The organism is Micromonospora sp. CPCC 206171 (assembly GCF_036906755.1).
Taxonomy (GTDB): domain Bacteria; phylum Actinomycetota; class Actinomycetes; order Mycobacteriales; family Micromonosporaceae; genus Micromonospora; species Micromonospora purpureochromogenes.
Window position 1 is genome coordinate 23,471 of sequence record NZ_JBAKHT010000015.1, and the last position, 23,191, is coordinate 46,661.

Consider the following 23,191-nt stretch of genomic DNA (forward strand, 5'->3'; position numbering starts at 1 on the left):
TCCGGGCGGTTGGTTAGCATGCGCGGCGATGATGACTATCTTTCGCTCTCTGCGGCTACGCCGCGCCGCCCGTCGACACTTCGGCTGGCAGAAGCTGCGGGCCACGCAGTTGCGCGCGATGCGCGCCCTGCTGGCGGGCCGTGACGCGCTGGTGGTACTGCCCACCGGGGGTGGGAAGTCCGCGGTGTACCAGGTTCCCGCCACGCTGCTGCGCGGCCCCACGGTGGTGATCTCACCGCTGCTGGCACTCCAGCAGGACCAGATCGGCAACCTCAACGAGCGGGGTGATCCGGCGTTGCGGGCGGTTCGGATCAGCTCCGCGGAGAGCCCGGGCAAGCAGGCGGCAGCGCTGGCGGAGCTGCGCTCGGGTGCCGCGAGGTTCCTGTTCATCACGCCGGAGCAGCTCAGTTCGCCGCAGCGGCTGGCCGAGGTCCGCGCGCTGCGTCCGGCCCTGGTGGCGGTTGACGAGGCGCACTGCATCTCGTCGTGGGGCCACGACTTCCGCCCTGACTACCTGGCTCTCGGCCACCTCATTCGCGACCTGGGCCGCCCACCGGTCGTGGCGCTGACGGCCACGGCATCGCCGCCGGTGCGCGACGACATCACGGTGCGGCTCGGCATGCGCAAGCCGCGGCTGGTGCTGTCCGGATTGGACCGTCCGAACCTTGTGGTGGCAGCAATGCACTGCCCCAGTGAGGACTACCGTTGGCGCAGGTTGCTCACCCTGCTCAAGGAGGCCGACCGGCCCGGCATCGTCTACGTGCCGACCCGGCGGGCCGCCGAGGACCTCGCCGATCGGCTGTCCGAGGCGGGTTTTCCCGCGCAGGCCTACCACGGCGGCATGGCGGCCGGGCTGCGCCACCGCCGTCACGAGGACTTCCTCGCCGACCGGGTGCCGATCATGGTCGCGACGTCGGCGTTCGGTATGGGCATCGACAAGCCGAACATCCGCTGGGTGGCACATGTGGCGCTGCCCGACTCGCCGGACAGCTATCTGCAGGAGATCGGCCGGGCAGGGCGCGACGGTGAACCGGCCCGGGCGTTGCTGCTCTACCGAGCCGAGGACGTCGCCCTGCAACGCTTCTTCCACGGCGGCGCGCCTGAACTGGAAGAGCTGCGAACGGTCGCCGCCGTCCTGCACAACGGCCCGTTGACGCGCACCGCGCTGGCCAAGGCCACCGGCCTGGGCCAGCGCAAGGTCGCCGGTCACCTGAGTCTGCTCGAGCAGGTGGGTGCGGTGGCGACGGGGCCCCGGGGCGAGCTCACGGTTGCTCCGTACGCGCCCCTGCCCGATCAGGCGGCTCGGGAGGCGCTGGCCGAGTACGCCCGCTATCAGGCCGGGCAGCGCTCCCGCACCGACATGATGCGCCGCTTCGCCGAGAGCCGGGGCTGCCGGATGCAGTCGCTGCTGGGCTACTTCGGAGAGCAGTTGAGCCGTCCGTGCGGGCACTGCGACAACTGCCACGGCGGCACCTCCGAGGTGCTTCCGGACGACGGGCCGTATCCACTGCACAGCACCGTGCGGCACTCCACATGGGGATCAGGCATGGTCCTCGGGTACGAGAAGGACCGGATGACGGTGCTCTTCGACGATGTGGGCTACAAGACTCTGTCGGTCAGCGTCGTGCAGGCGCAGGGCCTGCTGGCGCTCGAAGCGAATCGCCGCTGAGGGCGGCACCGGGCCGACCGATTGAAGGAATTTTTCATGGATGGTGATTACTAAGAAGGCTATTGACAGTGGCCGTTCTCCGGGGTGAGGGTGTGCGTGCAGTGGCCCCCGCCCCACCTGGAGGTTCGATGCGCCCCATCACCGTGCCACGCAGACGTGTCCTGTTGGCTGCCGCCGTCGCCGCAGCCACCGCCCTGCTCACCACCGGGCCGGTCGCCGCCGATCCGCTCCCCGCCGGGACCGCCGTAGCCGCCGACCGGCAGCAGCAGTACGCCGCCGCGGCCGCCGAGTACGGCGTGCCGGAGAGCGTGCTGCTCGCCGTGTCCTACCTGGAGTCCCGGTGGGACACCCACGCCGGGCAGCCGAGCACCAGCGGCGGCTACGGGCCGATGCACCTCACCGACGCCGCGCAGGTCGCGTCGGCCCCCGCCAGCGGCCACGTCGACGAGGACGAGGACCCCCGGGGCGACGAGTCCCGCCCGCTGGCCGTCGACCCGGCGCTGGGGGCCGCGCCCAGCGGGGACACCCTGCCGCAGGCGTCCCTGCAGACGCTCGACGCGGCGGCCGCCCTCACCGGCGTACCCGAGGAGGCGCTGCGGACCGACGCCGCCGCCAACATCCGTGGTGGCGCGGCGCTGCTGGCGTCGTACCAGCAGCAGCTCGGCGGGCCCGACGGTGCCGGCAGCGACCCGGCGGCCTGGTACGGCGCGGTGGCCCGGTACTCCGGCGCGGACACCGCGGACGCGGCGGCGGCCTTCGCCGACGAGGTGTACGACCAGCTCGGCCTCGGCGCCAGCCGGACGACCGACGACGGCCACCGGGTGACCCTCGCCGCCCGGGCGGTGACGCCGGACGAGTCCGGGCTGCACCGGCTCGGGCTGCGCCGCGCCGAGCGGCCGGACGGCCTGGAGTGCCCGGTCCGCCTCGCCTGCGAGTGGATCCCCGCCCCCTACGAGAAGTACGGCCCGAACCCGGGCGACTACGGCAACCACGACCTCGGTGACCGGCCGGCCCAGCAGAAGATCGAGTACATCGTCATCCACGACACCGAGGGCTACTTCGGCCCGAGCGTGAAGCTGGTCCAGACGAAGACCTACCTGGGCTGGCACTACACGCTGCGTTCGGTGGACGGCTACGTCGCCCAGCACATCAAGGCCGAGAACGTCGGCTGGCACGCGGGCAACTGGTACGTCAACGCCAAGTCCATCGGCCTCGAGCACGAGGGCTTCGCCGGTCACGGCACCTGGTACACCGAGGCGATGTACCGGACCTCGGCGAAGCTGGTCCGGCACCTGGCGCTGCGGTTCCAGATCCCGCTGGACCGCCAGCACATCCTGGGCCACGACAACGTCCCCGGCACCGTCGCCGGGAACGTGGCCGGGATGCACTGGGACCCGGGCCCCTACTGGGACTGGTCGCACTACTTCGACCTGATGAAGGCGCCGTTCCAGTCGGCGGGCACCCCGCACACCGGCCTGGTCACCATCGACCCGGACTACGCCACCAACCAGCCGGCCTTCATCGGCTGCAACCGGCAGCCGCCGGGCGTGCCGACGCCGCCGCCGCCGGCCGTGCCCTGCCCACTGCGCGGGTCCTCCTCGGTCATCCTGCGCACCGCCCCCAGCCTCGACGCGCCGCTGGTCAACGACCGGGGGCTGCGGCCGAACGGCACGCCGGACACCATGTACATCTCCGACCACGGCGCCCGCGCCTCGGCCGGCCAGACCTATGCCCTCGCCGGCGTCCAGGGCGACTGGACCGCCATCTGGTACCTCGGCCAGAAGGCGTGGTTCCTCAACCCGCCGTCGGCCCCCACGGCGAAGTGGGCGTCCGGCTTCGTGGTGACGCCCCGGCCCGGCCGGGCCACCATCCCGGTGTACGGGCGGGCCTACCCGGAGCGGGCCGCCTACCCGGCCACCATCCCGTACCAGCCGATCTCGCCGCTGCAGTACACCTTCGCGGCGGGCCAGCGGTACGCCCTCGGCGGGGTCCTGCCGGGCGAGTACTACCGCGCGGTCTCCTTCGACGGCTCGGCGCCGGGTGACCGGACGGTGGTCCGCGGCGCGAACCGGTACGTGCAGATCCAGTTCGGCCACCGGGTGATGTACGCGAACCTCGACGACGTCCTCGTCCTGCCCGCCGCGGTGGGCGCGTCCGGGTAGCCGTTCCGGGCGCACTTCGCGATCAGGGCCGTTACCCGCGCAGCTGCGGGTAACGGCCCTGATGGTGCGGTATTCGGACCGACCTACCCGAGCTGCGGGACAGGTGCTCCGGTGCTCGCGAGGCCGAGCCGGGCGGCCGCCGCCGCGACGAGCTCGCCCGGCGGCAGCGAGACGTCGAGGACGACGCCGGACTCGTCCGGGCGCAGCGGCTCCAGGATCGCCGTCTGGGAGTCCAGCAGGCTCGCCGGCATGTAATGCCCGGCACGCCGGGACATCCGGTCCCGGATCACCTGCGCCGGCCCGTCCAGGTGGACGAAGTCCAGGTCCGGCGGCCCCTGCCGCAACAGGTCCCGGTAGGACCGCTTCAGCGCGGAGCAGGCCAGCACCGTCGACACTCCGTCGGCGTGGCGGGCGGCCATCCACGCGGCGAGATCGCGTAGCCAGGGCCAGCGGGCCGCGTCGTCCAGCGGTACGCCGGAGCGCATCCGCGCCACGTTGGCCGCGGAGTGGAACTCGTCCGCCTCGGCGAAGGTCAGCCCGGTCAGCTCGCTGATTCCCCTGGCCACGGTCGTCTTGCCGGCACCGGACACGCCCATCACGACGACGTGCCGGGTCGGCCGCGGGCCGCCGTGGGCGCGACGCGCGTCACCAGTCATGGACGGTGCCGTCCTTGAGCCGGTTGAACGGCAGGTACGCCGCCGTGTACGGGAACCGCGCGGCGGCCCGCTCGTCGAGCTCCACGCCGAGACCCGGCTGCTCCCCAGGATGGAGGTAGCCGTCGGCGAAGCTGAACGACTGCCGGAACACCTCGTTGGTCAGCGGCCCGTGCTGCATGTACTCCTGGATGCCGAAGTTGTGGATGGCGAGGTCGAGGTGGAGCGCCGCCGCCATGCCGATCGGCGAGATGTCCGTCGGACCGTGGATACCGGACTTGATCTGGTACTGCGCGGCGAAGTCGAGGAGCTTGCGCATGGCCGTGATGCCCCCGGTGTGGGTGACCGCGGACCGTACGTAGTCGATGAGCTGTTCCCGGATGAGCGTCTGGTAGTCCCAGACCGTGTTGAAGACCTCGCCGATGGCCAGCGGCGTGACGGTGTGCTGGCGGACCAGCCGCAGCGCCTCCTGGTTCTCCGCAGGGGTGCAGTCCTCCAGCCAGAACAGGTCGTACGGTTCGAGGTCCTTGCCGAGCCGGGCGGCCTGGATCGGGGTCATCCGGTGATGGCCGTCGTGCAGCAGCGGCAGTTCGGGGCCGAACTCGTTGCGTACCGCCTCGAAGACGCCGGGGAGGTGGCGCAGGTAGGCCCGGGTGTCCCAGTCCTCCTCGGCCGGCAGGGGGGTGCGCTGCGCCGGTTCGTAGTCGTACCGCTTGCCGTCGGGGCTGGGCTGCGCGGCGACCCCGTAGACGGCGTTGATCCCCGGCACGGAGGTCTGCACCCGGATCGACCGGTAGCCGAGCTCGAGGTGGTTGCGGATCGAGTCGAACAGCTCGGGGATGTCCCGCCCGGAGGCGTGCCCGTACGCCATGACGCCGGTCCGCGACGCGCCGCCGAGCAACTGGTAGAGGGGCATTCCGGCGGCCTTCGCCTTGATGTCCCAGAGCGCGACGTCGACGGCCGCGATCGCCGCCATGGTCACCGGTCCGCGCCGCCAGTACGCCGAGCGGTACAGGAACTGCCAGGTGTCCTCGATGCGGTGCGGGTCCCGCCCGATCAGCAGCGGGACGACGTGGTCGGCCAGGTACGAGGCGACCGCCAGTTCCCGCCCGTTGAGGGTGCCGTCGCCCAGGCCGGTGAGCCCGTCGTCCGTGGTGATCTTCAGGGTGACGAAGTTGCGGTCGGGGCTGGTGACGATGACGTCCGCTGCGACAATCTTCACGGGGTGCCTTTCTCAGGTGGTGCTCAGCGAAGGGTGTTTCCGGTCTCGTGGCCGTCGAGGAGGGACAGTTCGTCGCGGCGGGGCAGCCCCTCCCAGTCGCCGTGCCCGGCGACGGCGAAGGCGCCCAGGGTCACCGCGCGGCGCAGGCGGCCGGGCAGGTCGAGTCCGTCGAGGTGCCCGGAGAGGTAGCCGGCGGTGAACGCGTCGCCCGCGCCGACGGTGTCCACCGCGGTCACGCGGACCGCCGCGACCTGCCGCACGCCGTCGCGGGTGTACGCCCGGGCGCCGTCGGCGCCCAGCTTGACCAGTACGGTCTGCACTCCGCGCGCCAGCAGGCCCGCCACCACAGTCGACTCGTCCCACCCCGGTTCGCCGACGAGGTCCAGTTCGTCGGCGGAGGCGATGACGACCGACGCGTGGGCGGCCAGCGGGGCCAGCACGGCGCGGGCGGCGTCTCGCGTCCAGAGCCGGCTGCGGTGGTTGACGTCGAGGCTGACGAGCATCCCGGACCGGGCCCCGGCCTCGGCAGCCCACCGGGTGGCCGCGCGGGCGCTGTCGGACAGGGCCGGGGTGATCCCGGTCAGGTGCAGCACCCGGGCGCCGTCGGCGATCGGCTTGCGCAGGTCCGCCATGCGCAGGGCCGATCCGGCCGAGCCCGCCCGGTGGTACCGCACCCGGGTCAGGTCGGCGGTGCGCCGTTCCAGGAACAGCAGACCGGCGGGCCGGTCGGCATCCCTGGTCACGTCGTCCACGCCGACGCCCTCGGCGCGCAGCTGCCGCAGCACGTACTCGCCCAGTTCGTCGTCGCTGACCCGGCCCACCCAGGCGACCCGGTGCCCGAGCCGGGCCAGGCCGATCGCGACGTTGGACTCCGCCCCGGCCAGGTGCATGGTCAACGCGCCCCCGGCGGCCAGCGGGCCGGGCGCCCGCAGCGACACCAGCGCCTCGCCGAAGGTGAGCAGGTCGACCGCGGTCATGAGGCCGGCGGGCGGGCCGCCGCCGCCAGGTAGGCCCGCGCCCGGTGGCGCAGCCCGTCGAGGTCACCGCCGGAGGCGGCGTCCCCGACCAGCGGGCCACCGAGGCCGACGGCGATCGCCCCGGCGCTCAGATAGGCGGGCAGCTCGGCCAGGCCCACCCCGCCGACCGCGACGAACGCAATGTCCGGGAACGGGTCGCGCAGCGCCTTCAGGTACGCCGGGCCGCCGACGGACGCCGGGAAGAGCTTCACGGCGGACGCCCCCGTCCGCACGGCCGTGTACGCCTCGGTCGGGGTGAGCGCCCCGGCGGCGACCGGTAGTCCGCGGCGCACCGCCTCGGGGATGGACTCGACGACGGCCGGGGTGACGATGAACTGCGCCCCGGCGGCGAGCACGTCGGCGACGTCGCCGGCGGTCAGCACCGTTCCCGCGCCGACCAGCGCTCCGGCGGGCGCGGCCGAGCGGATGGCCTCGATGGCGTGCAGTGCGCCGGGCGTCGTGAGGGCCACCTCGACGACGCGGACGCCCTCCTCCAGCAGGGCGATGCCGGTGGCGATCGCGGCGGCGGTGTCGGTGCCGCGGATGACCGCCAGGACGCGGGCCGCGGCGAGTTCGGTGGTCAGGTCGAGGGTCATGGTCACCATTCCGCGTAGGAGCCGTCGCGGTGCCGCCACATCGGGCTGCGCCAGGCGTGACCGCGCTTGTCGGCCGCGCGTACCGCCTGCTCGTCGATCTCGATGCCCAGCCCCGGCGCGGTGAGCCGCTCGACGTGCCCGTCGACGAAGGTCAGCGGCGTCTTGTCCAGGCAGTAGTCGAGCACCTCGGCGCCGAGGTTGTAGTGGATGCCGATGCTCTGTTCCTGGATCAGATAGTTGGGCGTGGCGAAGCCGACCTGCAGGCAGGCCGCCAGGGCGATCGGCCCGAGCGGGCAGTGCGGGGCGAGCTGCACGTCGTAGACCTCGGCGAGCGCGGCGATCTTGCGTACCTCGGTGATGCCGCCGGCATGCGAGAGGTCCGGTTGGGCGACCGCGATGCCGGCCTGGAGGACGGGCAGGAACTCCTGCCGGCTGTAGAGCCGCTCGCCGGTCGACACCGGGATGGTGGTGGACCGGACGAAGTCGCCGATGAGGTGGGAGTTCTCCGGCACGACCGGCTCCTCGAGGAACAGCGGCCGGTACGGCTCCAGCAGCGGTGCGACGCGGCGGGCGTTGGCGAGGGTGAACCGGCCGTGGAAGTCGACGGCGACGTCGCGCTCGTCGCCGAGCACCTCGCGGGCGGCGGCCACCCGCTGGACGACCCCGTCCAGCTCGGCGACCGACGCGATCGGGCTCATCCGCCCGGAGGCGTTCATCTTGACAGCGGTCAGGCCCGCCGCCACCTGCGCGGCGATGTGGTCGCGGACCTCGTTCGGCTCGTCGCCGCCGACCCAGCCGTAGACCCGGATCCGGTCGCGGACGGGCCCACCGAGCAGTTGGTGCACGGGTGCCCCGTACCGCTTGCCGGCGATGTCCCAGAGCGCCTGGTCCAGGCCGGCCACGGCGCTGGCCAGGATCGGGCCACCCCGGTAGAACGAGCCCTTGGTCATGACCTGCCAGTGGTCCTCGATCCGCGACGCGTCCCGGCCGATCAGGAGTTCGCCGAGCTGCTCGACGGCGGCCCGGACAGTTTCGGAGCGCCCCTCGCAGGTCGCCTCGCCCCAGCCGACGATCCCGGATTCGGTCTCGACGCGGACGAAGAGCCAGCGGGGGGCGACGAGGAACGTCTCGATGCGGGCGATTGTCGTCATGGTGTCCTCAGCCCTTCGTCGCGCCGGCGGTGAGCCCGGAGACGACGTACTTCTGCACGAACAGGGCGATCAGCATGATCGGCAGGGTGACGACGGTGGCCGCCGCCATCAGGCCGCCCCAGTCGATGCTGGCGTAACCGACGAAGTCGAAGATCGCGACGGGCAGGGTCTTGGTGTCGGCGCCGGAGAGCACCAGGGCGAACATGAAGTTGTTCCAGGAGAAGATGAAGGACAGGATGCCGGCGGTGGCCACGCCCGGCACCGAGAGCGGCAGCGTGATCCGGCGGAACGCGCCGATGTGGGTCAGCCCGTCCACGAGCGCCGCCTCCTCGAGTTCGAGGGGGAGGCCGTCGAAGTAGCCCATCATGATGTAGACCACCAGCGGCAGCGACACGAACATGTGGCTGAGGACGAGCACGCCGAACCCGCCGACCATCTGCAGGTTGGAGAAGACGTAGTACCAGGGCACCAGCAGCGAGACGCCGGGGATGACCCGCGCCATGAGCACCACCAGCGCCGACTTGCGCATGTTGAAGCGGCTCATCGAGTAGGCCGCCGGCACGCCGAGCAGCAGGGAGAGCGCGGTGGCCGCGAAGGCCACCCAGAGGCTGTTGCCGATGAACTGGACGTAGTTCGCCTGCTTCAGCACGTTGGCGTAGTTGTCCACGGTGGGCGAGAAGACGACCGCCTTGCCCGTGTCGTAGATGTCGACGTTGGTCTTGAACGACGCGGCGATCATCCAGAACAGCGGTGCGAGCAGCGCGATCACCACGACGGCGAGCGCGATGAAGCGGAAGATCCGGTAGGCGGAGCGGGCCTTCATCGCTGCGCCTCCTTCCTGCGGGACGTCAGGGCCCACATCGACCCGATGATGATCAGGAAGAAGATGATGAGGACCGTCGATGAGATGCCGTACTCGTTGTAGTCGAAGCTCAGGCCGTAGGCGTACACGTTGAGCGTCTCGACCTCGTGGAACGAGCCGCCGCCGCGGCCCTTGGTGGCGTAGAGGATGTCGAAGGTCTTCAGCGCGTCGATGCCGCGCAGCAGGATCGCGACGAGCACGGTGGGCATCACCAGCGGCAGGGTGACGTGCCGGAACCGCTGCCAGCTGCTCGCGCCGTCGATCCGCGCCGCCTCCTGGGGCTCGTCGGAGAGCGAGGTCAGGCCCGCGAGCAGGATCAGCACGACCATCGGCGTCCACTGCCACACGTCGATGAAGATCGTCGTGGGCAGCGCCGAGTGCTGGCCGGCGAGCCACGGCTGGGGTCCGATGCCGAACCAGCCGAGCAGCTGGTTGGCCATACCGATGTTCGGGTCGAAGATGAGCCGCCACATCATGCCGACCGCGACCGGGGTGGCGACCAGCGGCATCAGGATGGCCACCCGGACCCACTTCTGGCCCTTGAACGGCCGCCACAGCAGCAGCGCGACGGCCATGCCGAGGACGACCTCGAACAGCAGCGCGACGACGGTGAACGCGGCGGTACGCCCGACGGCGGGCCAGAACCGGTCGGTGTCCGAGAGCACCTCGACGTAGTTCTGGAAGCCCACGAACTCCGACTCGGCCCGCACCGAACCCTCGGCGTCGGTCAGGCTCAGATAGCCGGTCCAGGCCAGCGGGAAGACGATCAGCGCGGCGACGAACACCATGGCGGGCGCCGCGAAGAGCCACTTGCGATGCTCGTTGGCCCAGCGGGCCCAGCCGGGCGTGTCGGGTGTGACGGAGGCGTCGTGGGGTCTGGTGCGGGTGGTGACTGTTGCCATGAGATCTCCGGGGTGGGCGGGCCGGGCGGGGGAGTCAGGGTGGCGGAGCCGGACGGCGCCGCCACCCCGCGCTCGGCTTACTTGGCCTCGTCGTCCAGGAACTTCTGGAACGCCGCGTTGGCGGTCTCGGCCGCGGCCGCCGCGTCCTTGCCGGCGATGGCGTCGACGATCGGCTGGCCGACGATCTCCCGGGCCTGGGCGACCTTGTTGACCAGCGGGCGGTCGTGCCCGATGCCGTCCTTGGTGCTGGCCGCGATGGCCTCGACGAGGTCCTTCGGGTAGGACGCGGTGCCCTCCGGGTTGGCCCAGACCGAGGTACGCGCGCTCGGCACGCCGGCCTTCTGCTGCGCGAGCGTCTGCTCCTTGCCGGTCGCCCACTCGACGAACTTCCAGGCGTTGCTCTGGTTCTTCGAGCCGTCGCTGACGCCCAGCGCCCAGGAGGGGATGTTGTAGGGCTTCGAACCGGCCGGGCCGGCCGGGAACGGCGCGAAGCCGACGGTGTCGGCGACCTTCGACTTGGTCGGGTCGGTGGCGTTCTTGTAGAGCGAGTTGGCCTCGGTGTAGAAGGCGGCCTTGCCCTGGGTGAAGATGGCCATCGCCTCCGGCCAGCTCATGTCGGTGCTGACGTTCGCCGGACCCTGGTCCTTGATGAGCCCGCCGTAGTACGCGTACGCCTGCTTGGCCTGCTCGGTGTTGACGGTGGCCTTGCCGCTGCTGTCGACGAAGTCACCGCCGAAGCTGTAGAGGAAGCTGGAGAACTGGGTGACCGCCGGCGACTTGCCGGTACGGGCGACGAAGCCGGCGACGCTCGGGTCGGCCGCCTTGATCTTCGTGGCCGCCGCCTTGAGCTCGTCGAGCGTCTTCGGCGGGGCGGTCAGGCCCGCCTTGGCCAGCAGGTCCTTGCGGTAGTACAGGACCTCCTGCTCGGTGATGATCGGAACGCCGACCGGCTTGCCCTCGTACGAGGTGGCCTGCACCGGGCCGGCCTGGAAGTCGCTGAAGTCCCAGTCCTTGTTGGACTTGACCTCGTCGGACAGGTCGGCGAGGTACTTGTTCTTGGCGAACAGCTTCCCCTCCTGCAGGGGGCGGTACATCATCACGTCGATGTCGCTGGAGCCGGCGTTCAGCTTGACGTTGTACTGGTCGGAGAGCTGGTCCTCGCCGAGCTGGGTGAGTTCGACCTTGAGCCCGGTCTGCTTCTCGAACTCGGGCAGGGCCTTCTTGATGTTCTCCGTCCACACGTGGTTGGCCAGGGTCACCCGGACGGTCTTGGAGGCACCGCTGTCCTCACCGCCACCGCCGCACGCGCTCAGGCCCATGGCGGCAACCACGGCCAGAGAAGTACCGAATATCGATCGACGCCGCACGTCCATCTCTCCTTCTGTCGTGGCCGCCGCCCGGGGGAGGAGCGCCACATCGTTGTAACGTCCGCTTAACGACCGGATGCTAGGCCCAAAAAGCTGACTTATTCAAGAGGTGATCTCCAACTGATATGCTCTGAGCCGTGGATCAGTCCTCCCCAGGGGTCGCACCCGTCCCGCCCGCCCCTGCCGAGGCCGGGCTGCACGCCCGCGTTCTCGACCACCTCGGCACCGCCATCTGCGGCGGCGAGGTGGCCGCCGGATCCGTGCTCAACATCGACGACCTCGTCGAGCGGTACGGCGTCTCCCGCTCGGTGATCCGCGAGGTCCTGCGGGTGCTCGCGTCGATGGGATTCGTCGAGACCCGGCGTCGGGTCGGGGTCATGATCCGACCGGCCGGGGCCTGGAACGTCTTCGATCCGCAGGTGATCCGCTGGCGACTCGCCTCGGCCGGCCGCATGGCGCAGATGCGCTCGATCACCGAACTGCGGACCGCCGTCGAGCCGCACGCCGCGTGGCTGGCCGCCGCCCGCGTCGACCACGACGAGGCGAGCGACCTGGTCGGGCTCGCCGCCAAGATGTGGGCCGCCGGGCAGGCCGGCGACGAGGAGCGCTTCCTCAGCCTGGACATCGAGTTCCACCGGCGGGTGCTGGTCGCCTCCGGCAACGAGATGTTCGTGAAACTCCAGGAACTGGTCGCCGAGGTGCTCACCGGCCGGCACCACTACCACCTGATGCCGCGCCACCCGGACCAGCAGGCGCTGCAACTGCACGCCGACGTCGCCCAGGCGATCCAGCGACGGGACGGCGAACGGGCCCGGCAGGCCATGGTGCGGATCATGGAGCAGGCGTTCGACGAGATGAAGTCGATGTGGGAGCAGGCCGGCGAGCCCGGCCAGGGCTCACTCCGCTGAGTCGTGGCGTCCATACCGCCGGCGATATGACCCAGCGGATAGGGCAGTCCAATCGACTGACATCAATATGATGGCCGCAACCCTGAATCAGGTGCGCTCCTCACGAGGCGTGCCGGTCGGAATGCGGAGGACCACATGCTTCGTTGGCGCACCCTCACCGGCCTGCTGGCCGCCGCGTTGACCGCGGTGACCGCGGGCAGCCTCACCCTCGCCGCGCCCGCCGCCGGGGCCCAGCCCACGCCGACCCCGTACGTCGTCGGCGGCACCCGCGCCGCCCAGGGAGAGTTCCCGTTCATGGTGCGACTCTCGATGGGCTGCGGCGGGGCGCTGTACAGCCCGCGACTGGTGCTCACGGCCGCGCACTGCGTGGGCCGCACGGGCACCAACACCAGCATCACCGCGACGCTCGGGGTGGTCGACCTGCAGTCGTCCAGCCGGATCACCGTCCGGTCGAACTACGTCTACCGCGCGCCCGGCTACAACGGCAACGGCAAGGACTGGGCGCTGATCCGGCTGGCCACCCCGGTCACCGGGTTGAGCACCCTGCCGATCGCCACGACGACCGCCTACGACAACGGCACCTTCACCGTCGCCGGCTGGGGCGCGGCCCGAGAGGGCGGCTCCCAGCAGCGGTACCTGCTCAAGGCGACCGTGCCGTTCGTGAGTGACGCCACCTGCGACGCCAACTACGGCGGCCAGATCATCGTCGCCGAGGAGATCTGCGCCGGGTACGCTGGCGGCGGCACGGACACCTGCCAGGGCGACTCGGGAGGCCCGATGTTCCGCCGCGACGCCAGCAACGCGTGGATCCAGGTCGGCATCGTCAGCTGGGGCAACGGCTGCGCCCGGCCCAACTACCCCGGCGTCTACACCCAGGTGAGCTACTTCTCCTCGTCGATCGCCTCGGCCGCCGCCAGTCTCGGCGGCTGACCGGCCGCCGCCAGTCTCGGCGGCTGACCGGCCGCCGCCGGTCTCGGCGGCTGACCGTACGACCCCTCGCGGCCCGGCTGACGACCAGCCGGGCCGCCGGCGTGCCGTCACCGGTGCGGTGTCACCGGACTGTCACAGGAGACGCACAGATTCCGCCGCGCGGTGACGCTGGGGTGACGCCGATTTGCGCAGACTTCCAGCTGAGGCGAGCGAGCCACGGGCCACCCGAAACCCACTTTCACCGGTCCAGCCGGCGGTCGGTCTCGGACAGGGCCTTCGCCGCCCATGGTCCCCGGTGCAGGGAGTCGATCGTGAACTGTGACAAGAGCACACGGTTGTCCACGGCAGCGGGCAGCGCAGCACAGCCGGTGTCCGACGCCGAGCCGACGATCCGCCTCCTGCTGCTCGGCGGCTTCCGGCTGCTGCACAGCAGGCGGCCGGTGGTGGTGCCGCGCGGCCTGCAACGCACCATCGCGCTGATCGGGCTGCGCCCGGGGGCGACGCGCGCCCAACTGGCCGGCCTGCTCTGGCCGGAGGTGCCGGAGGAGCGCGCCCTGTCCTCGTTGCGGACCGCGCTGTGGCGGCTGCGGCGGGACCCGTCCTGCCCGGTGATCACCGACGGCGACACCGTCCGGCTGCACCCGACAGTCGACGTGGACGTCGACGAGCTGACCCGGGCCGACGCCCGGGTGAGCCAGGGCGGCGATCCCCGGCCGGCGGCGGCGGTCCTCGCCGCCGGGCGCCACGACCTGCTGCCCGGCTGGTACGACGACTGGGTCCTGCTGGAGCGGGAACGGCTCAGACAGTTGCGGCTGCACCTGCTCGACGAGATGGCCCGGGCCCACCTGCGCGCCGGCGAGCACGGGGAGGCGTTGCAGGCCGCGCTCGAGGCGATGGTGGCCGAACCGCTGCGGGAGACCCCGCACCGGCTGGTGGTCCAGGTGCACCTGGCCGAGGGCAACGCGTGCGAGGCGCTGCACGCCTACTTCGTCTACCGCGACCTGCTGCGGCGCGAGTTGCAGCTGGAACCGTCGGCGGCGATGCGTGCGCTGATCAGCGAGGTGCTCGCGTCGCACGACCGGCCGAGGCAGGGCCCGGTCCCAGGGGCGCGGGGTGTCCCGCGACTCGTGCCCGGCCCGGCCGGCGACCGCGCCACCGTGCGCGCCCACCCCGGCCCGGCGGACCTGCTCGCCGCGCCGACGGCGGGCCACCCGCCGGCGCGGGGGCCACTGCTCCGCGGGCCCGTCCCCGCCCCGTCACCGCGGCCGGACCCGGCGCCGGTCGCCGGTGACGGCGGGGTGACGCGAGGTCCGGCAAGGTCGCAGGACGACGGCGTCGCGGTCCGGGTGCCGTTGGCCGGGTCCTGTCACCCGGCGCAGCCGGGAGTGCCTCCGTTCGGTCCGGGCGACCGGTCGAGGAAGGACGCGCGCCGGCCGTCGTCCCGACCGTGAGGCCGGCGGACCGGCCGAGGAACACCTCCGCGGGGCCCAGGAAGGAATCCGTGATGACCCGCAGAACGCTCACCGCTCGCGACTCCCGCCCGGCAACGGCCGACGCGCGCCCTCCCCGAAGGTGCCACCGCCGCACCGTCGCGCCGAGGCCGTCGAAGGAGCTTCCATGATCAGGACGATGTGCCGAATCCGTGCGCGGCCGGGCTGCGAGGACGCCGTGGCAGCCGCGTGGCGAGCGGTCGCCGGGCAGGTCGGCGAGCTGCCCGGCAACCTCGGGCAGGCCCTGCTCCTCGACACCGACGACCCGCGCTCGCTCGTCGTCGTCACCGAGTGGGCCGACGAGTCGGCCCTGCGCGGCTACGAGAAGGGGCCGGTCGCCGCGCGCTTCTCCGCCACCGTCCGCCCGCTGCGGGAGCCGCCCTCGGCCGACAGCTACCGGGTGATGCGCGAGCACGGCGGGCCGGGGCGGAGCATCTTCGTGGACGTCGAGGTCATCGTGCCGGCCGCCCGGCTCGCCGAGTTCACCCGCGGCTACGCCGAGGTGAAGGCACGGATGGCGGGAGTGCCCGGCTACCTGCGCGAGGACCTGTTGCGCGAGCCCGGCTCGGACGTCCATCACATCTTCGCCGAATGGCGTAGCGAGGCGGAGTTCTTCCGCTGGATCGGCAACCCCGCACACGCGCAGGAGGAGGCCGGGCCGATCGCGCCGTTCCTCCTCGACTTCCGGCGCCGCCTGTTCCACAGCGCGGCTCATCCCGACACCAGGCGAGAACCGAGTACGGGCAAGGAGATCGACGTGCACACGACAACGGACGTACTCATCGTCGGAGCGGGGCCCACCGGGCTGACCGCCGCCGTCGAGCTGGCCCGGCGCGGCATCGAGTGCCGGGTGGTCGAGAAGCGGGCCACCCCGCCGGGGCAGGCCGACAAGGCGATCGGCGTGCACTGCCGCACGATGGAGATCTGGGAGAGCCAGGGCATCGTGCGCGAGGCGATGGACGCCGGGATCTGGTTGACCGGCAACATGGTGTTCGTCAACGGGGTGCAGACCCACCAGATGAGCTGGGAGCTGCCCGAGCTGCCCTATGCGCACCTCGGCCTGCCCCAGTACGAGACCGAGCGCATCCTCACCGACCGGCTGGCCACCCTCGGCGTACGCCCGCAGCGCGGCGCCGAGCTGGTCGCGTTCACCCAGGACGACGACGGCGTGCTGGCCACGCTCGCGACCGCCGCCGGCGAGGAGACGGTACGCGCCAAGTACCTCGTCGGCTGCGACGGCGCGCACAGCAAGGTCCGCGAGCTGCTCGGGTTGACGTTCTCCGGCGGACTGGGCCGGTTCCCGCAGCTGTTCATGCTCTGCGACGTGGACGTGGACTGGGACATGCCCGACGGCCACCTGCTCCGGTTCATGCACGAGACCGACGGCCAGATGGACGGGATGCTGGTCTGCGTGCCGCTGCGCGGCGAGTCCCGGTACCGGATCGCCACCCTCGCGCCGCCCCGGTTCTTCGCGCAGACCGGCGGGCAGGACGCCCCGCCGGGATTCAGCGAGGAACTCGCCGAACCCACCCTCGCCGACCTCCAGGTCGCGCTGGACCGGCTGGCCCCGCCCGGCACCCGCGCGTCGAACCTGCGCTGGTCGTCGGTGTTCCGGATCAGCCACGGCATCGTCGACCGGTACGGCGACGGCCGGGTGTTCGTTGCCGGCGACGCGGCCCACCTGCATCCGCCCGCGGGCGGCCAGGGCATGAACACCGGCATCCAGGACGCCTGGAACCTGGCCTGGAAACTGGCCCTGGCGGTACGCGGGATCGCCGCACCCGGGCTGCTGGACAGCTACGAGACCGAACGGCGCCCGGAGGGCGAGGAGATCGTCGGGCGCGCCGTGCGGCTGGCCTTCACCGACGAACTGGACCGCGACGACCTGAAGCGGCAGTTCCTGCAGGAGATGTCCATGTTGCTCAGCTACGCGGACAGCCCCCTGGTCGGCGAGTCGCTGTCCGCCCCCGACGCCCTGCGCGCCGGCCCCGGGCCCGGCGACCGCGCTCCCGACGTCGGCGGACTGCACCGGCGGGGCGTCGGGCACCCGCTGCGCCTGCACGAGCTCACCCACGGCACCCGGCACACCCTGCTGCTCTACGCCGACAAATCCGCCGACCTGGCGGCGTCGACCGCCCTGGGCAAGCTCTGCGCCGACGTCCGCCGGCAGACCTCCGGGCAGGTCGACATCTACCTGCTGCTCAGCCCGGACGCCCCGGTGCCGTCGCTGCTCGATCCGCCGGTGGTGCACGACGCCGAAGGCGGGTTCCGCGCCACGTACGGCGTCGACGGCAGCGGCCTCTACCTGATCCGCCCGGACGGGCACGTCGGGTTCCGCAGCCAGCCGATCGACGCCGACGCGCTCGGCAAGCACCTGCAACTGGTCTTCGGAGGCGCGCGATGACGACGGTACGCACCGTGCTCGCCATGCGTACCAAGGAGGGTTGCGAGGAACGGTTCGAGGCGGAGTGGCGCTCGGCGGCGGAGCAGATCCGCGCGCTGGACGGGTGCCTGAAGCAGGACCTGGTGCGCGACGCCGACGACCCGCGCAGCTACCTGATCATCAGCGACTGGGCGGACCGCGAACGGCTGGACGCCTTCGGCCGCAGCGAGCACCGGGACCGGCTGCTGCAGCTGATCCGCGAACTTCGCGAATCCGCGCAGCGGCACACCTACCAGGTTCTGCACAGCGTACGCAGCGAGCCCGAGGAGTCGCGATGACCGAGGACGCCGTACCCGCGTCGGAGCTCTACACCCCCGAGTTCGCCGCCAATCCCTATCCCGCCTTCGCCCGGCTGCGGGCGGAGAAGCCGGTGTGCCCGATCAGCTCGCCGCGGTTCGACTCGTACCTGATCACCCGGTTCGACGACGCCAAGGCCGCGCTGATCGACCCCCGGCTCTCCAAGGACCTCTACGGCCCGGGCCAGGAGTACCTGCGGATCTTCGGGCCGAACTCCGAGGCGTTGAACAAGAACATGCTCAACGCGGACCCGCCCGAGCACACCCGGCTGCGCCGGATCGTGTCCCAGGCGTTCGCGCCGCGTCGGGTCGAGGCCCTGCGGCCCCGGGTGGCGGAGATCGTGGACAACCTGCTCGACAAGATCACCCCGCAGGGCCAGGCCGAGCTGATGCACGACTTCGCGATCCCGCTGCCGATGATGGTGATCAGCCACCTGCTCGGCATCCCGGAGACCGACCACGAGCGGGTCCTCGACTGGACCCAGGTGATCAGGACGTCCGGGTCGTCCGGCCGTAGCCCGGAGGAGGACCGGGCGGCCGTGCAGGAGGCCCAGCTCCGGCTGCACCACTATCTCGTCGACCTGATCCAGGCCAAACGCGCGCACCCCGGCGACGACATGATCAGCGCGCTGATCGACGCCTGCGAACACGGCCGACAGCTGTCCGAACCCGAACTCGTCACCACCACCTTCCTGCTGCTGTTCGCCGGGCACCAGACCACCGCGGACTTCCTCGGCAACGCCACCGTGGCGCTGCTGACCAATCCCGACCAGCTCGACCTGCTGCGCGCCAAGCCGGAGCTGCTGCCCTCGGCCATCGAGGAGCTGCTGCGGTTCGACGGCCCGCTGCCGGTGGCCAGTCCCCGGATTGCCACCGAGGACGTCGAGTACCAGGGCGTCCGCATCCCGCGCGGGTCGATCGTCGGCGTGGTGATCAACGCGGCGAACCACGACCCGGCCAACTTCGCCGACCCGGACCGGCTGGACCTGCGCCGGGTGCGGGGCCCACACATCGGCTTCGGCCACGGCGTCCACTACTGCCTCGGGGTCTCACTGGCCCGGATGGAGGCACAGATCGCCATCGAGGCGCTGCTGCGCCGGCTACCGGACCTGCGGCTCGGCGTGCCGGTCTCTCAGCTGCGCCGGCTGCCGGCCGGGTCGCCGTTCCGTGGCCTGCTGGAGCTTCCGGTCGAGTTCACCGCCGGGGGTGAAGGGGCGCCGTCCCCGATCGGCGGGGGTGCGGGAGCGCCGTCCCCGATCGGCAGCCAGAGATCACCGTCCACGCAATCACGCGTCCACACACCCGAGGAGCGGTAATGGTCTTCCGAAACGTGATCGTCTGCCACATGGTTCCGGGCAGCGACGACATCGTCGGCGATGTCTTCGGCTACTACGACAAGTCGACCCGACCGCAGGACCTCGGCGTGATCGGGCGCCGGCTGCTGTCCTTCCACGACCTCTACATCCACGTGATCGAACGCAGGGAGGACCCGCGGATCTCCGGCCAGACCCGGGGACTGCCGGCGTTCCAGAAGATCGCCGAGGCCATCGCGCCCTACGTGACGCCGTACCCGAAATACTGGAAGAACCCCTCCGACTCCGTCGCCAAGGAGTTCTACAGCTGGGAGCCGGAGAACCCGGCGCCGGAGTCGGCCGGCCGGAACCTCACGGTCATCATCGGACGGATCAAGCCCGGCGCGGAGCCCGACGTCGCGCGCATCTTCGGCGAGTCCGACGCCGGGTCGTTGCCGGTCCAGCTCGGCGTCACCGGGCGCTGGCTGTACTCGATCGACGACGTCTACGTGCACCTGTTGGAACGCACCGACGCGGCGGTAGCCGAGGCTGCGGGGCAGGACCACGAGCAGCCGGTGTTCGCCAAGATCATGGCGGAGTTGAGTCCCTTCATCAGCCCGTACAACCCGGAGACCTGGCGGGGGCCGGAGGACTCGGTGGCCAAGGAGTTCTACCGCTGGCAGGCCGAGGACTGACCCCTTCGGTGGCGGTCGCCGTGACGTCACGGCGACCGCGCCACCGTTCAAGGAGCGGAGGTAGGGGTCGGGGTGGCCGCGCCGATCACGCCGCCGAAGAAGACCATGACGGTGAGCGCGACCGCCGGGGCGACGAAGACGTAGCCGAGCACCAGTCCGGCGACGGCCATGCCGCGCCCGGACTTCCGGCCGTCGCGGGTCTCGTGCAGGCCGACATGCCCGAGGATGACGGCGAGCAGGCAGGGCAGGCCGAACACGCACCATCCGCCGAGCACGCCGACGATGCCGAGCACCATCGCGGCGGTGGCGGTGCCGGACGTGGGCAGCGCCGCGACCAGCAGCGGCGTCGGATACGGCACCGCCGGCGGGTACTGCACGGCGGGCGGGTAGGGCCTTGCCGGCGGGTACGGGCCGGCCGGCGGATAGGGAGCTGCGGGGACGGCCGAGACCGGTGGCAGGGGTCGGGTCGGCTCGTGGCCGGGTTGAGGGTAGGTCATCGTCGGGATTCCTGTCCTTTGTCGAGTCGGTGGAGCAGGGCGGCGACCTCGCTGTGCAGGCGGCGCAGCTCCGCCGCCGTCGGGGCCAGCTCGTAGCAGTGGTGGTGGGTGGCGGCCGACAGCGTCGCCCAGGCGTAGGTGATCCGGCGGGCCACCTCGGCGCCCGGCCCGAGCCGACCGCGCAGCATCAGCTGCTTGGCCCGGCCCTGCCGGCACGCCGCCACGGCCGGCCGGACCCGCCGCCAGTAGTCGTCGATGCCGCCTTCGAGGGCGAGCCGGATCAGGCAGGCGCAGGCCCGTGGCCACCAGCCGGCGGTCACCGCCGACGCGCCGAGCGGGCCGGCGCCGCGCAGCAGCTGGTCGGCCGCCGCCAGGCAGCGGCGGGGCGTCGGCGCGGTCACGCCAGCACCTTCGCCAGGGCGCGGGCGTCCGTGACCAGGCCGGGCAGGTCCGCCAGGTACGCCCCGTGCACGCCCTCCCGGCAGGCCCGGTACGCGCCGACTGCCCAGCCGCCGTGGCGTCCCAGCCAGCCGAGCACGTCGCCACCGCGGTCCGCGTCGTCGAAGACGGCCAACGCCACGATCGTGGTCAGCCGGCGGGACGCGTCGACGATCGCCGCCTCGATGTCGTCATGGGGCACGCCGCGGGTCACCCGGACCCGCCACACCCGCAGGTGGCAGGCCGCCTCGACCGCCGACCGGCACAGCTCGGCCACCACCGGCCCGCGTACGTCGGCGGGCAGCTCGTCGTTGCGGGCCAGGGCCCACGCGTCGTCGAGGTAGCGGGTGACCGGGTCGGAGCCGGCCCGCAGGGTCACCACGGACCGCTCGGCCCGCTGCACCTCCACGATCCGCGCCCGTCCCAGGTCGAGCCGACGCACCGCGTCGGGCAGCCGGGTGTCGTGGGTGAAGACCACCACCTGCCGGGCCTCGGCCAGCTCGGCGAGTACCCGGGCCAGCCCGTCCACCTTCGACGGGTCCATGCTCTGCACCGGGTCGTCGACGACGATGAACCGGAACGGGCTCTCCGGGGCGCAACTGCGCGGCAGGAACGTCGCCAGCCCGAGGGCCTGCATCTCACCCTGGCTCATCACGCCCAGCGCGGTGCCGTTGTCGGCGCCGTCCACGCTCACCGGGAAGACCACCCGCCGCCGGGTGTTCGTCCCAGCGAGGGTCATCGCGCCCAGCTCGACGTTGCTCTCCTGCCGCAGCTGCTCCCAGATCCGCTGCGAGTGCGCGGCGAACGGCGCGATCCGCTCGTCGCGGACCGCCGCGCCGGTCTCCTTCAACCAGGCGCGCGCGGCCTTCACCCGGGCCAGCGTCGCCTCCCGCGCCACCAGCCCGCCCACGGCGGCAACCCACTCGCGCAACTCGGCCGCCGCCGCCCGCCACCCGGTGTCGCGCTGCCGCAGGAACCCTTCGGCGTACGCGCGGGCCGCGTCCGCCGCCGCCACCACCGCCGGGTACCGCGCCGCCAGGTGGTCGGCCAGGTCGGCCGGTTCCCCGGGTACGCCCCGCAGCGCGGCCACGGCCTCCCGCAGCGCCCCGAGCAGCGCCTCCGCTCCGTCGCCCGCACACGGTGCCGCCGTGCCGACGCTTCCCGGCGGCGGCCCGGGAATCGGCGTCTGCGATCCGGGGCCGTCGGGCACGGTCAGGTCATCGATCAGGTGGTGCGCTTGGCGCAGCAGCGCGGTGAGCCGGGTCGCCGCGGTCTGGGCGGCGACGCTGCGCTGCCGCAACTCGGTCAGGGTCACGGCGGCGGAGGCCCGCCACCCACCATCGAGAACGCCGGTGGCGCAGACGGGACAGGGCCCGTCGCCCCGATCCTCGTGGTGTTCGATCGCGAGACGGAGCAGTTCCGCGCTGCGCAGCGCCGCCCGGGACCGCCCGCCGTCGTACCGGAGGGTCTCGGTCGCCGCCTCCCGCAGCTGACCGGCCAGCCGCGTCACCTCGTCCACCGGCGGCGGGTCGAGGGCGGCGAGCTCCCGGCACAGCAGTACGGTCTCGTCGGCGGTCGCCTCGTCCGGCTCGTCGAGGATCGCCGTCAACGCCGGCAGGTCGACCGCGCCCCGGCCGCGCAGCAGCACGGCGGCCCGTCGGGCCCGGTCGTCGGCGACGCCGGCGAGCAGGTCGGCCAGGGCGGAGCGCTGTGCGCGTACCTCCTTGACGGCCGTGTCGTGCGGCCGGGCGGCGCGCATCAGCCGCTGGTCGGCGTCGGTCAGCGCGTCCAGGCCGAGGATGGCGAAGAGCGCGTCGAAGAGCTGGCTCTGCGTGCCGGCGGCGAGCCGGCCCAGCTCGGCGGCGGTGAGGAACGGCCGGTACAGCTCCAGCGGTCGGGCCAGGCCCAGCTCGGCGAGGCCGTCGCGCCGCCCCCGCGCGCTGGTCACGGTCACCTCGGCGTCGGCCAGCTCACCGCCGGCGGGCCAGGCCCGCGCCACCCGGGTCGGCGTGGCCTCGCCGTCGACCCGCAGCTCGACACCGATCCGGCACGGCTCCTGGGCATGCAGGTTGCGCCACCCGGTACGCCACACGCTGGTCTTGTCGGCCCAGCGGGCGCTGTCCCCGGTGAGGGCGAGCTCGACGGCCTCGGCGAAGCTCGATTTGCCGGAGCCGTTGCGGCCGACGACCAGGGTGAGGCCCGGCCCGGGCGCGATGTCGAGGGTGCGCTCCGGGCCGACGCCGCGGAACCCGGCGACGGTCACCGACTTCAGCCAGATCCGCTCCGACGGCTCGTCGTTGGCCGGGGCACGCGGGTCGAGCCGGGTGGGGCTGCCGGCGAGGGCGGCGGTCAGATCGTCGTCGCCGGTGAGCGCGGCGAGGACCAGCTCGGCGGTGTCGGTCGGTACGTCGTCGGCGGCGAGCCGGTCGAAGATCAGCTCGATCAGGGGTGCGGTGGGCTGTTCGGGGAGGGTCATGGTGGTCTCCAGGCGCGTGGTGTCCGCGGACCGACGGGTCGTCGGCCCGCCCGGGGTGAGCGGTGGAAGTGGGGAGGCCGCTGTCGGCCCGGCCGGGGCGAGCAGTGGAGTCGGGAGGCGGTGGTG

General features: G+C 72.3%; 19 protein-coding genes and 1 pseudogene. 9 read left to right on the forward strand and 11 right to left on the reverse strand.

The window, feature by feature from the left end; genetic code table 11:
* Positions 1-28 precede the first annotated feature (28 nt).
* Together V6U89_RS18145 and V6U89_RS18150 are read left to right on the forward strand one after the other, a co-directional pair.
* On the forward strand, positions 29-1,669 hold the full coding sequence (locus tag V6U89_RS18145) for a RecQ family ATP-dependent DNA helicase (RefSeq protein WP_334572418.1): 1,641 nt from the start codon (positions 29-31) through the stop codon (positions 1,667-1,669).
* 128 nt (positions 1,670-1,797) lie between these two features.
* Complete coding sequence (locus V6U89_RS18150; RefSeq protein WP_334572419.1) at positions 1,798-3,831, forward strand: N-acetylmuramoyl-L-alanine amidase; 2,034 nt, start codon at positions 1,798-1,800, stop codon at positions 3,829-3,831.
* Positions 3,832-3,914: 83 nt separating this feature from the next.
* Here V6U89_RS18150 and V6U89_RS18155 read toward each other — a convergent pair whose 3' ends face one another.
* The 8 genes from V6U89_RS18155 to V6U89_RS18190 form a co-directional block, all read right to left on the reverse strand.
* Positions 3,915-4,487 carry a gluconokinase gene (locus V6U89_RS18155; RefSeq protein ID WP_334572420.1) on the reverse strand — a complete coding sequence of 191 codons (573 nt, stop codon included), beginning with the start codon at positions 4,485-4,487 and terminating at the stop codon, positions 3,915-3,917.
* Entirely contained in the window at positions 4,477-5,706 is a 1,230-nt protein-coding gene (gene manD / locus V6U89_RS18160) for a D-mannonate dehydratase ManD (protein ID WP_334572421.1), read from the reverse strand. The genes V6U89_RS18155 and manD overlap by 11 nt, the downstream gene beginning before the upstream one ends.
* A gap of 23 nt (positions 5,707-5,729) precedes the next feature.
* A complete protein-coding gene (locus V6U89_RS18165) occupies positions 5,730-6,683 on the reverse strand; it encodes a sugar kinase (protein WP_334572422.1) in 954 nt (317 codons plus the stop codon).
* A complete protein-coding gene (locus V6U89_RS18170) occupies positions 6,680-7,318 on the reverse strand; it encodes a bifunctional 4-hydroxy-2-oxoglutarate aldolase/2-dehydro-3-deoxy-phosphogluconate aldolase (protein ID WP_334572423.1) in 639 nt (212 codons plus the stop codon). Before V6U89_RS18170 ends, V6U89_RS18165 begins: the two co-directional genes overlap by 4 nt.
* Positions 7,319-7,320: 2 nt before the next feature.
* Entirely contained in the window at positions 7,321-8,469 is a 1,149-nt protein-coding gene (dgoD, locus tag V6U89_RS18175; RefSeq protein ID WP_334572425.1) for a galactonate dehydratase, read from the reverse strand.
* A gap of 7 nt (positions 8,470-8,476) precedes the next feature.
* Positions 8,477-9,292, reverse strand: a complete 816-nt coding sequence (locus V6U89_RS18180) for a carbohydrate ABC transporter permease (RefSeq protein ID WP_334572426.1) — start codon at positions 9,290-9,292, stop codon at positions 8,477-8,479.
* On the reverse strand, positions 9,289-10,233 hold the full coding sequence (locus V6U89_RS18185) for a carbohydrate ABC transporter permease (protein WP_334572428.1): 945 nt from the start codon (positions 10,231-10,233) through the stop codon (positions 9,289-9,291). Before V6U89_RS18185 ends, V6U89_RS18180 begins: the two co-directional genes overlap by 4 nt.
* Before the next feature lie 77 nt (positions 10,234-10,310).
* Entirely contained in the window at positions 10,311-11,552 is a 1,242-nt protein-coding gene (locus V6U89_RS18190) for an ABC transporter substrate-binding protein (RefSeq protein ID WP_334572429.1), read from the reverse strand.
* 185 nt (positions 11,553-11,737) lie between these two features.
* Between V6U89_RS18190 and V6U89_RS18195 the strand changes: the two genes are divergently transcribed.
* The 7 genes and pseudogenes from V6U89_RS18195 to V6U89_RS18225 all read left to right on the forward strand — a co-directional run bounded on the left by V6U89_RS18195 (position 11,738) and on the right by V6U89_RS18225 (position 19,654).
* The gene (locus V6U89_RS18195) at positions 11,738-12,508 is read left to right on the forward strand and encodes a FadR/GntR family transcriptional regulator (protein ID WP_334572432.1); all 771 of its coding nucleotides are present in this window, start codon (positions 11,738-11,740) and stop codon (positions 12,506-12,508) included.
* Positions 12,509-12,643: 135 nt separating this feature from the next.
* On the forward strand, positions 12,644-13,438 hold the full coding sequence (locus tag V6U89_RS18200) for a S1 family peptidase (RefSeq protein WP_334572433.1): 795 nt from the start codon (positions 12,644-12,646) through the stop codon (positions 13,436-13,438).
* A gap of 335 nt (positions 13,439-13,773) precedes the next feature.
* A pseudogene (locus tag V6U89_RS18205) lies at positions 13,774-14,541 on the forward strand (AfsR/SARP family transcriptional regulator); the annotation flags it as partial.
* 514 nt (positions 14,542-15,055) lie between these two features.
* Positions 15,056-17,332: an FAD-dependent oxidoreductase gene (locus tag V6U89_RS18210; RefSeq protein ID WP_334572434.1), complete on the forward strand. Its 2,277-nt coding sequence runs from the start codon at positions 15,056-15,058 to the stop codon at positions 17,330-17,332.
* Positions 17,329-17,649 (forward strand): putative quinol monooxygenase, encoded by a 321-nt coding sequence (locus V6U89_RS18215; RefSeq protein WP_334572435.1) that lies wholly within the window; start codon positions 17,329-17,331, stop codon positions 17,647-17,649. The genes V6U89_RS18210 and V6U89_RS18215 overlap by 4 nt, the downstream gene beginning before the upstream one ends.
* On the forward strand, positions 17,646-18,983 hold the full coding sequence (locus V6U89_RS18220) for a cytochrome P450 family protein (RefSeq protein ID WP_334572436.1): 1,338 nt from the start codon (positions 17,646-17,648) through the stop codon (positions 18,981-18,983). The genes V6U89_RS18215 and V6U89_RS18220 overlap by 4 nt, the downstream gene beginning before the upstream one ends.
* On the forward strand, positions 18,983-19,654 hold the full coding sequence (locus V6U89_RS18225; RefSeq protein ID WP_334572437.1) for a TcmI family type II polyketide cyclase: 672 nt from the start codon (positions 18,983-18,985) through the stop codon (positions 19,652-19,654). The genes V6U89_RS18220 and V6U89_RS18225 overlap by 1 nt, the downstream gene beginning before the upstream one ends.
* A 47-nt stretch (positions 19,655-19,701) precedes the next feature.
* Here V6U89_RS18225 and V6U89_RS18230 read toward each other — a convergent pair whose 3' ends face one another.
* The 3 genes from V6U89_RS18230 to V6U89_RS18240 all read right to left on the reverse strand — a co-directional run bounded on the left by V6U89_RS18230 (position 19,702) and on the right by V6U89_RS18240 (position 23,065).
* Positions 19,702-20,031: a DUF4190 domain-containing protein gene (locus tag V6U89_RS18230; RefSeq protein ID WP_334572438.1), complete on the reverse strand. Its 330-nt coding sequence runs from the start codon at positions 20,029-20,031 to the stop codon at positions 19,702-19,704.
* Between the two features lie 116 nt (positions 20,032-20,147).
* The gene (locus tag V6U89_RS18235) at positions 20,148-20,552 is read right to left on the reverse strand and encodes a hypothetical protein (RefSeq protein ID WP_334572439.1); all 405 of its coding nucleotides are present in this window, start codon (positions 20,550-20,552) and stop codon (positions 20,148-20,150) included.
* On the reverse strand, positions 20,549-23,065 hold the full coding sequence (locus tag V6U89_RS18240) for an AAA family ATPase (protein WP_334572440.1): 2,517 nt from the start codon (positions 23,063-23,065) through the stop codon (positions 20,549-20,551). Before V6U89_RS18240 ends, V6U89_RS18235 begins: the two co-directional genes overlap by 4 nt.
* Between the last annotated feature and the right edge of the window lie 126 nt (positions 23,066-23,191).

Excerpts from the sequence above, each read along its gene's own strand:
- V6U89_RS18145 (WP_334572418.1), top strand. The coding sequence starts at position 29 with ATGATGACTATCTTTCGCTCTCTGCGGCTACGCCGCGCCGCCCGTCGA.
- V6U89_RS18150 (WP_334572419.1), top strand. The coding sequence starts at position 1,798 with ATGCGCCCCATCACCGTGCCACGCAGACGTGTCCTGTTGGCTGCCGCC.
- V6U89_RS18155 (WP_334572420.1), bottom strand. The coding sequence starts at position 4,487 with ATGACTGGTGACGCGCGTCGCGCCCACGGCGGCCCGCGGCCGACCCGG.
- V6U89_RS18165 (WP_334572422.1), bottom strand. The coding sequence starts at position 6,683 with ATGACCGCGGTCGACCTGCTCACCTTCGGCGAGGCGCTGGTGTCGCTG.
- V6U89_RS18170 (WP_334572423.1), bottom strand. The coding sequence starts at position 7,318 with ATGACCCTCGACCTGACCACCGAACTCGCCGCGGCCCGCGTCCTGGCG.
- dgoD (WP_334572425.1), bottom strand. The coding sequence starts at position 8,469 with ATGACGACAATCGCCCGCATCGAGACGTTCCTCGTCGCCCCCCGCTGG.
- V6U89_RS18180 (WP_334572426.1), bottom strand. The coding sequence starts at position 9,292 with ATGAAGGCCCGCTCCGCCTACCGGATCTTCCGCTTCATCGCGCTCGCC.
- V6U89_RS18185 (WP_334572428.1), bottom strand. The coding sequence starts at position 10,233 with ATGGCAACAGTCACCACCCGCACCAGACCCCACGACGCCTCCGTCACA.
- V6U89_RS18190 (WP_334572429.1), bottom strand. The coding sequence starts at position 11,552 with ATGGGCCTGAGCGCGTGCGGCGGTGGCGGTGAGGACAGCGGTGCCTCC.
- V6U89_RS18200 (WP_334572433.1), top strand. The coding sequence starts at position 12,644 with ATGCTTCGTTGGCGCACCCTCACCGGCCTGCTGGCCGCCGCGTTGACC.
- V6U89_RS18210 (WP_334572434.1), top strand. The coding sequence starts at position 15,056 with ATGATCAGGACGATGTGCCGAATCCGTGCGCGGCCGGGCTGCGAGGAC.
- V6U89_RS18215 (WP_334572435.1), top strand. The coding sequence starts at position 17,329 with ATGACGACGGTACGCACCGTGCTCGCCATGCGTACCAAGGAGGGTTGC.
- V6U89_RS18220 (WP_334572436.1), top strand. The coding sequence starts at position 17,646 with ATGACCGAGGACGCCGTACCCGCGTCGGAGCTCTACACCCCCGAGTTC.
- V6U89_RS18225 (WP_334572437.1), top strand. The coding sequence starts at position 18,983 with ATGGTCTTCCGAAACGTGATCGTCTGCCACATGGTTCCGGGCAGCGAC.
- V6U89_RS18240 (WP_334572440.1), bottom strand. The coding sequence starts at position 23,065 with ATGACCCTCCCCGAACAGCCCACCGCACCCCTGATCGAGCTGATCTTC.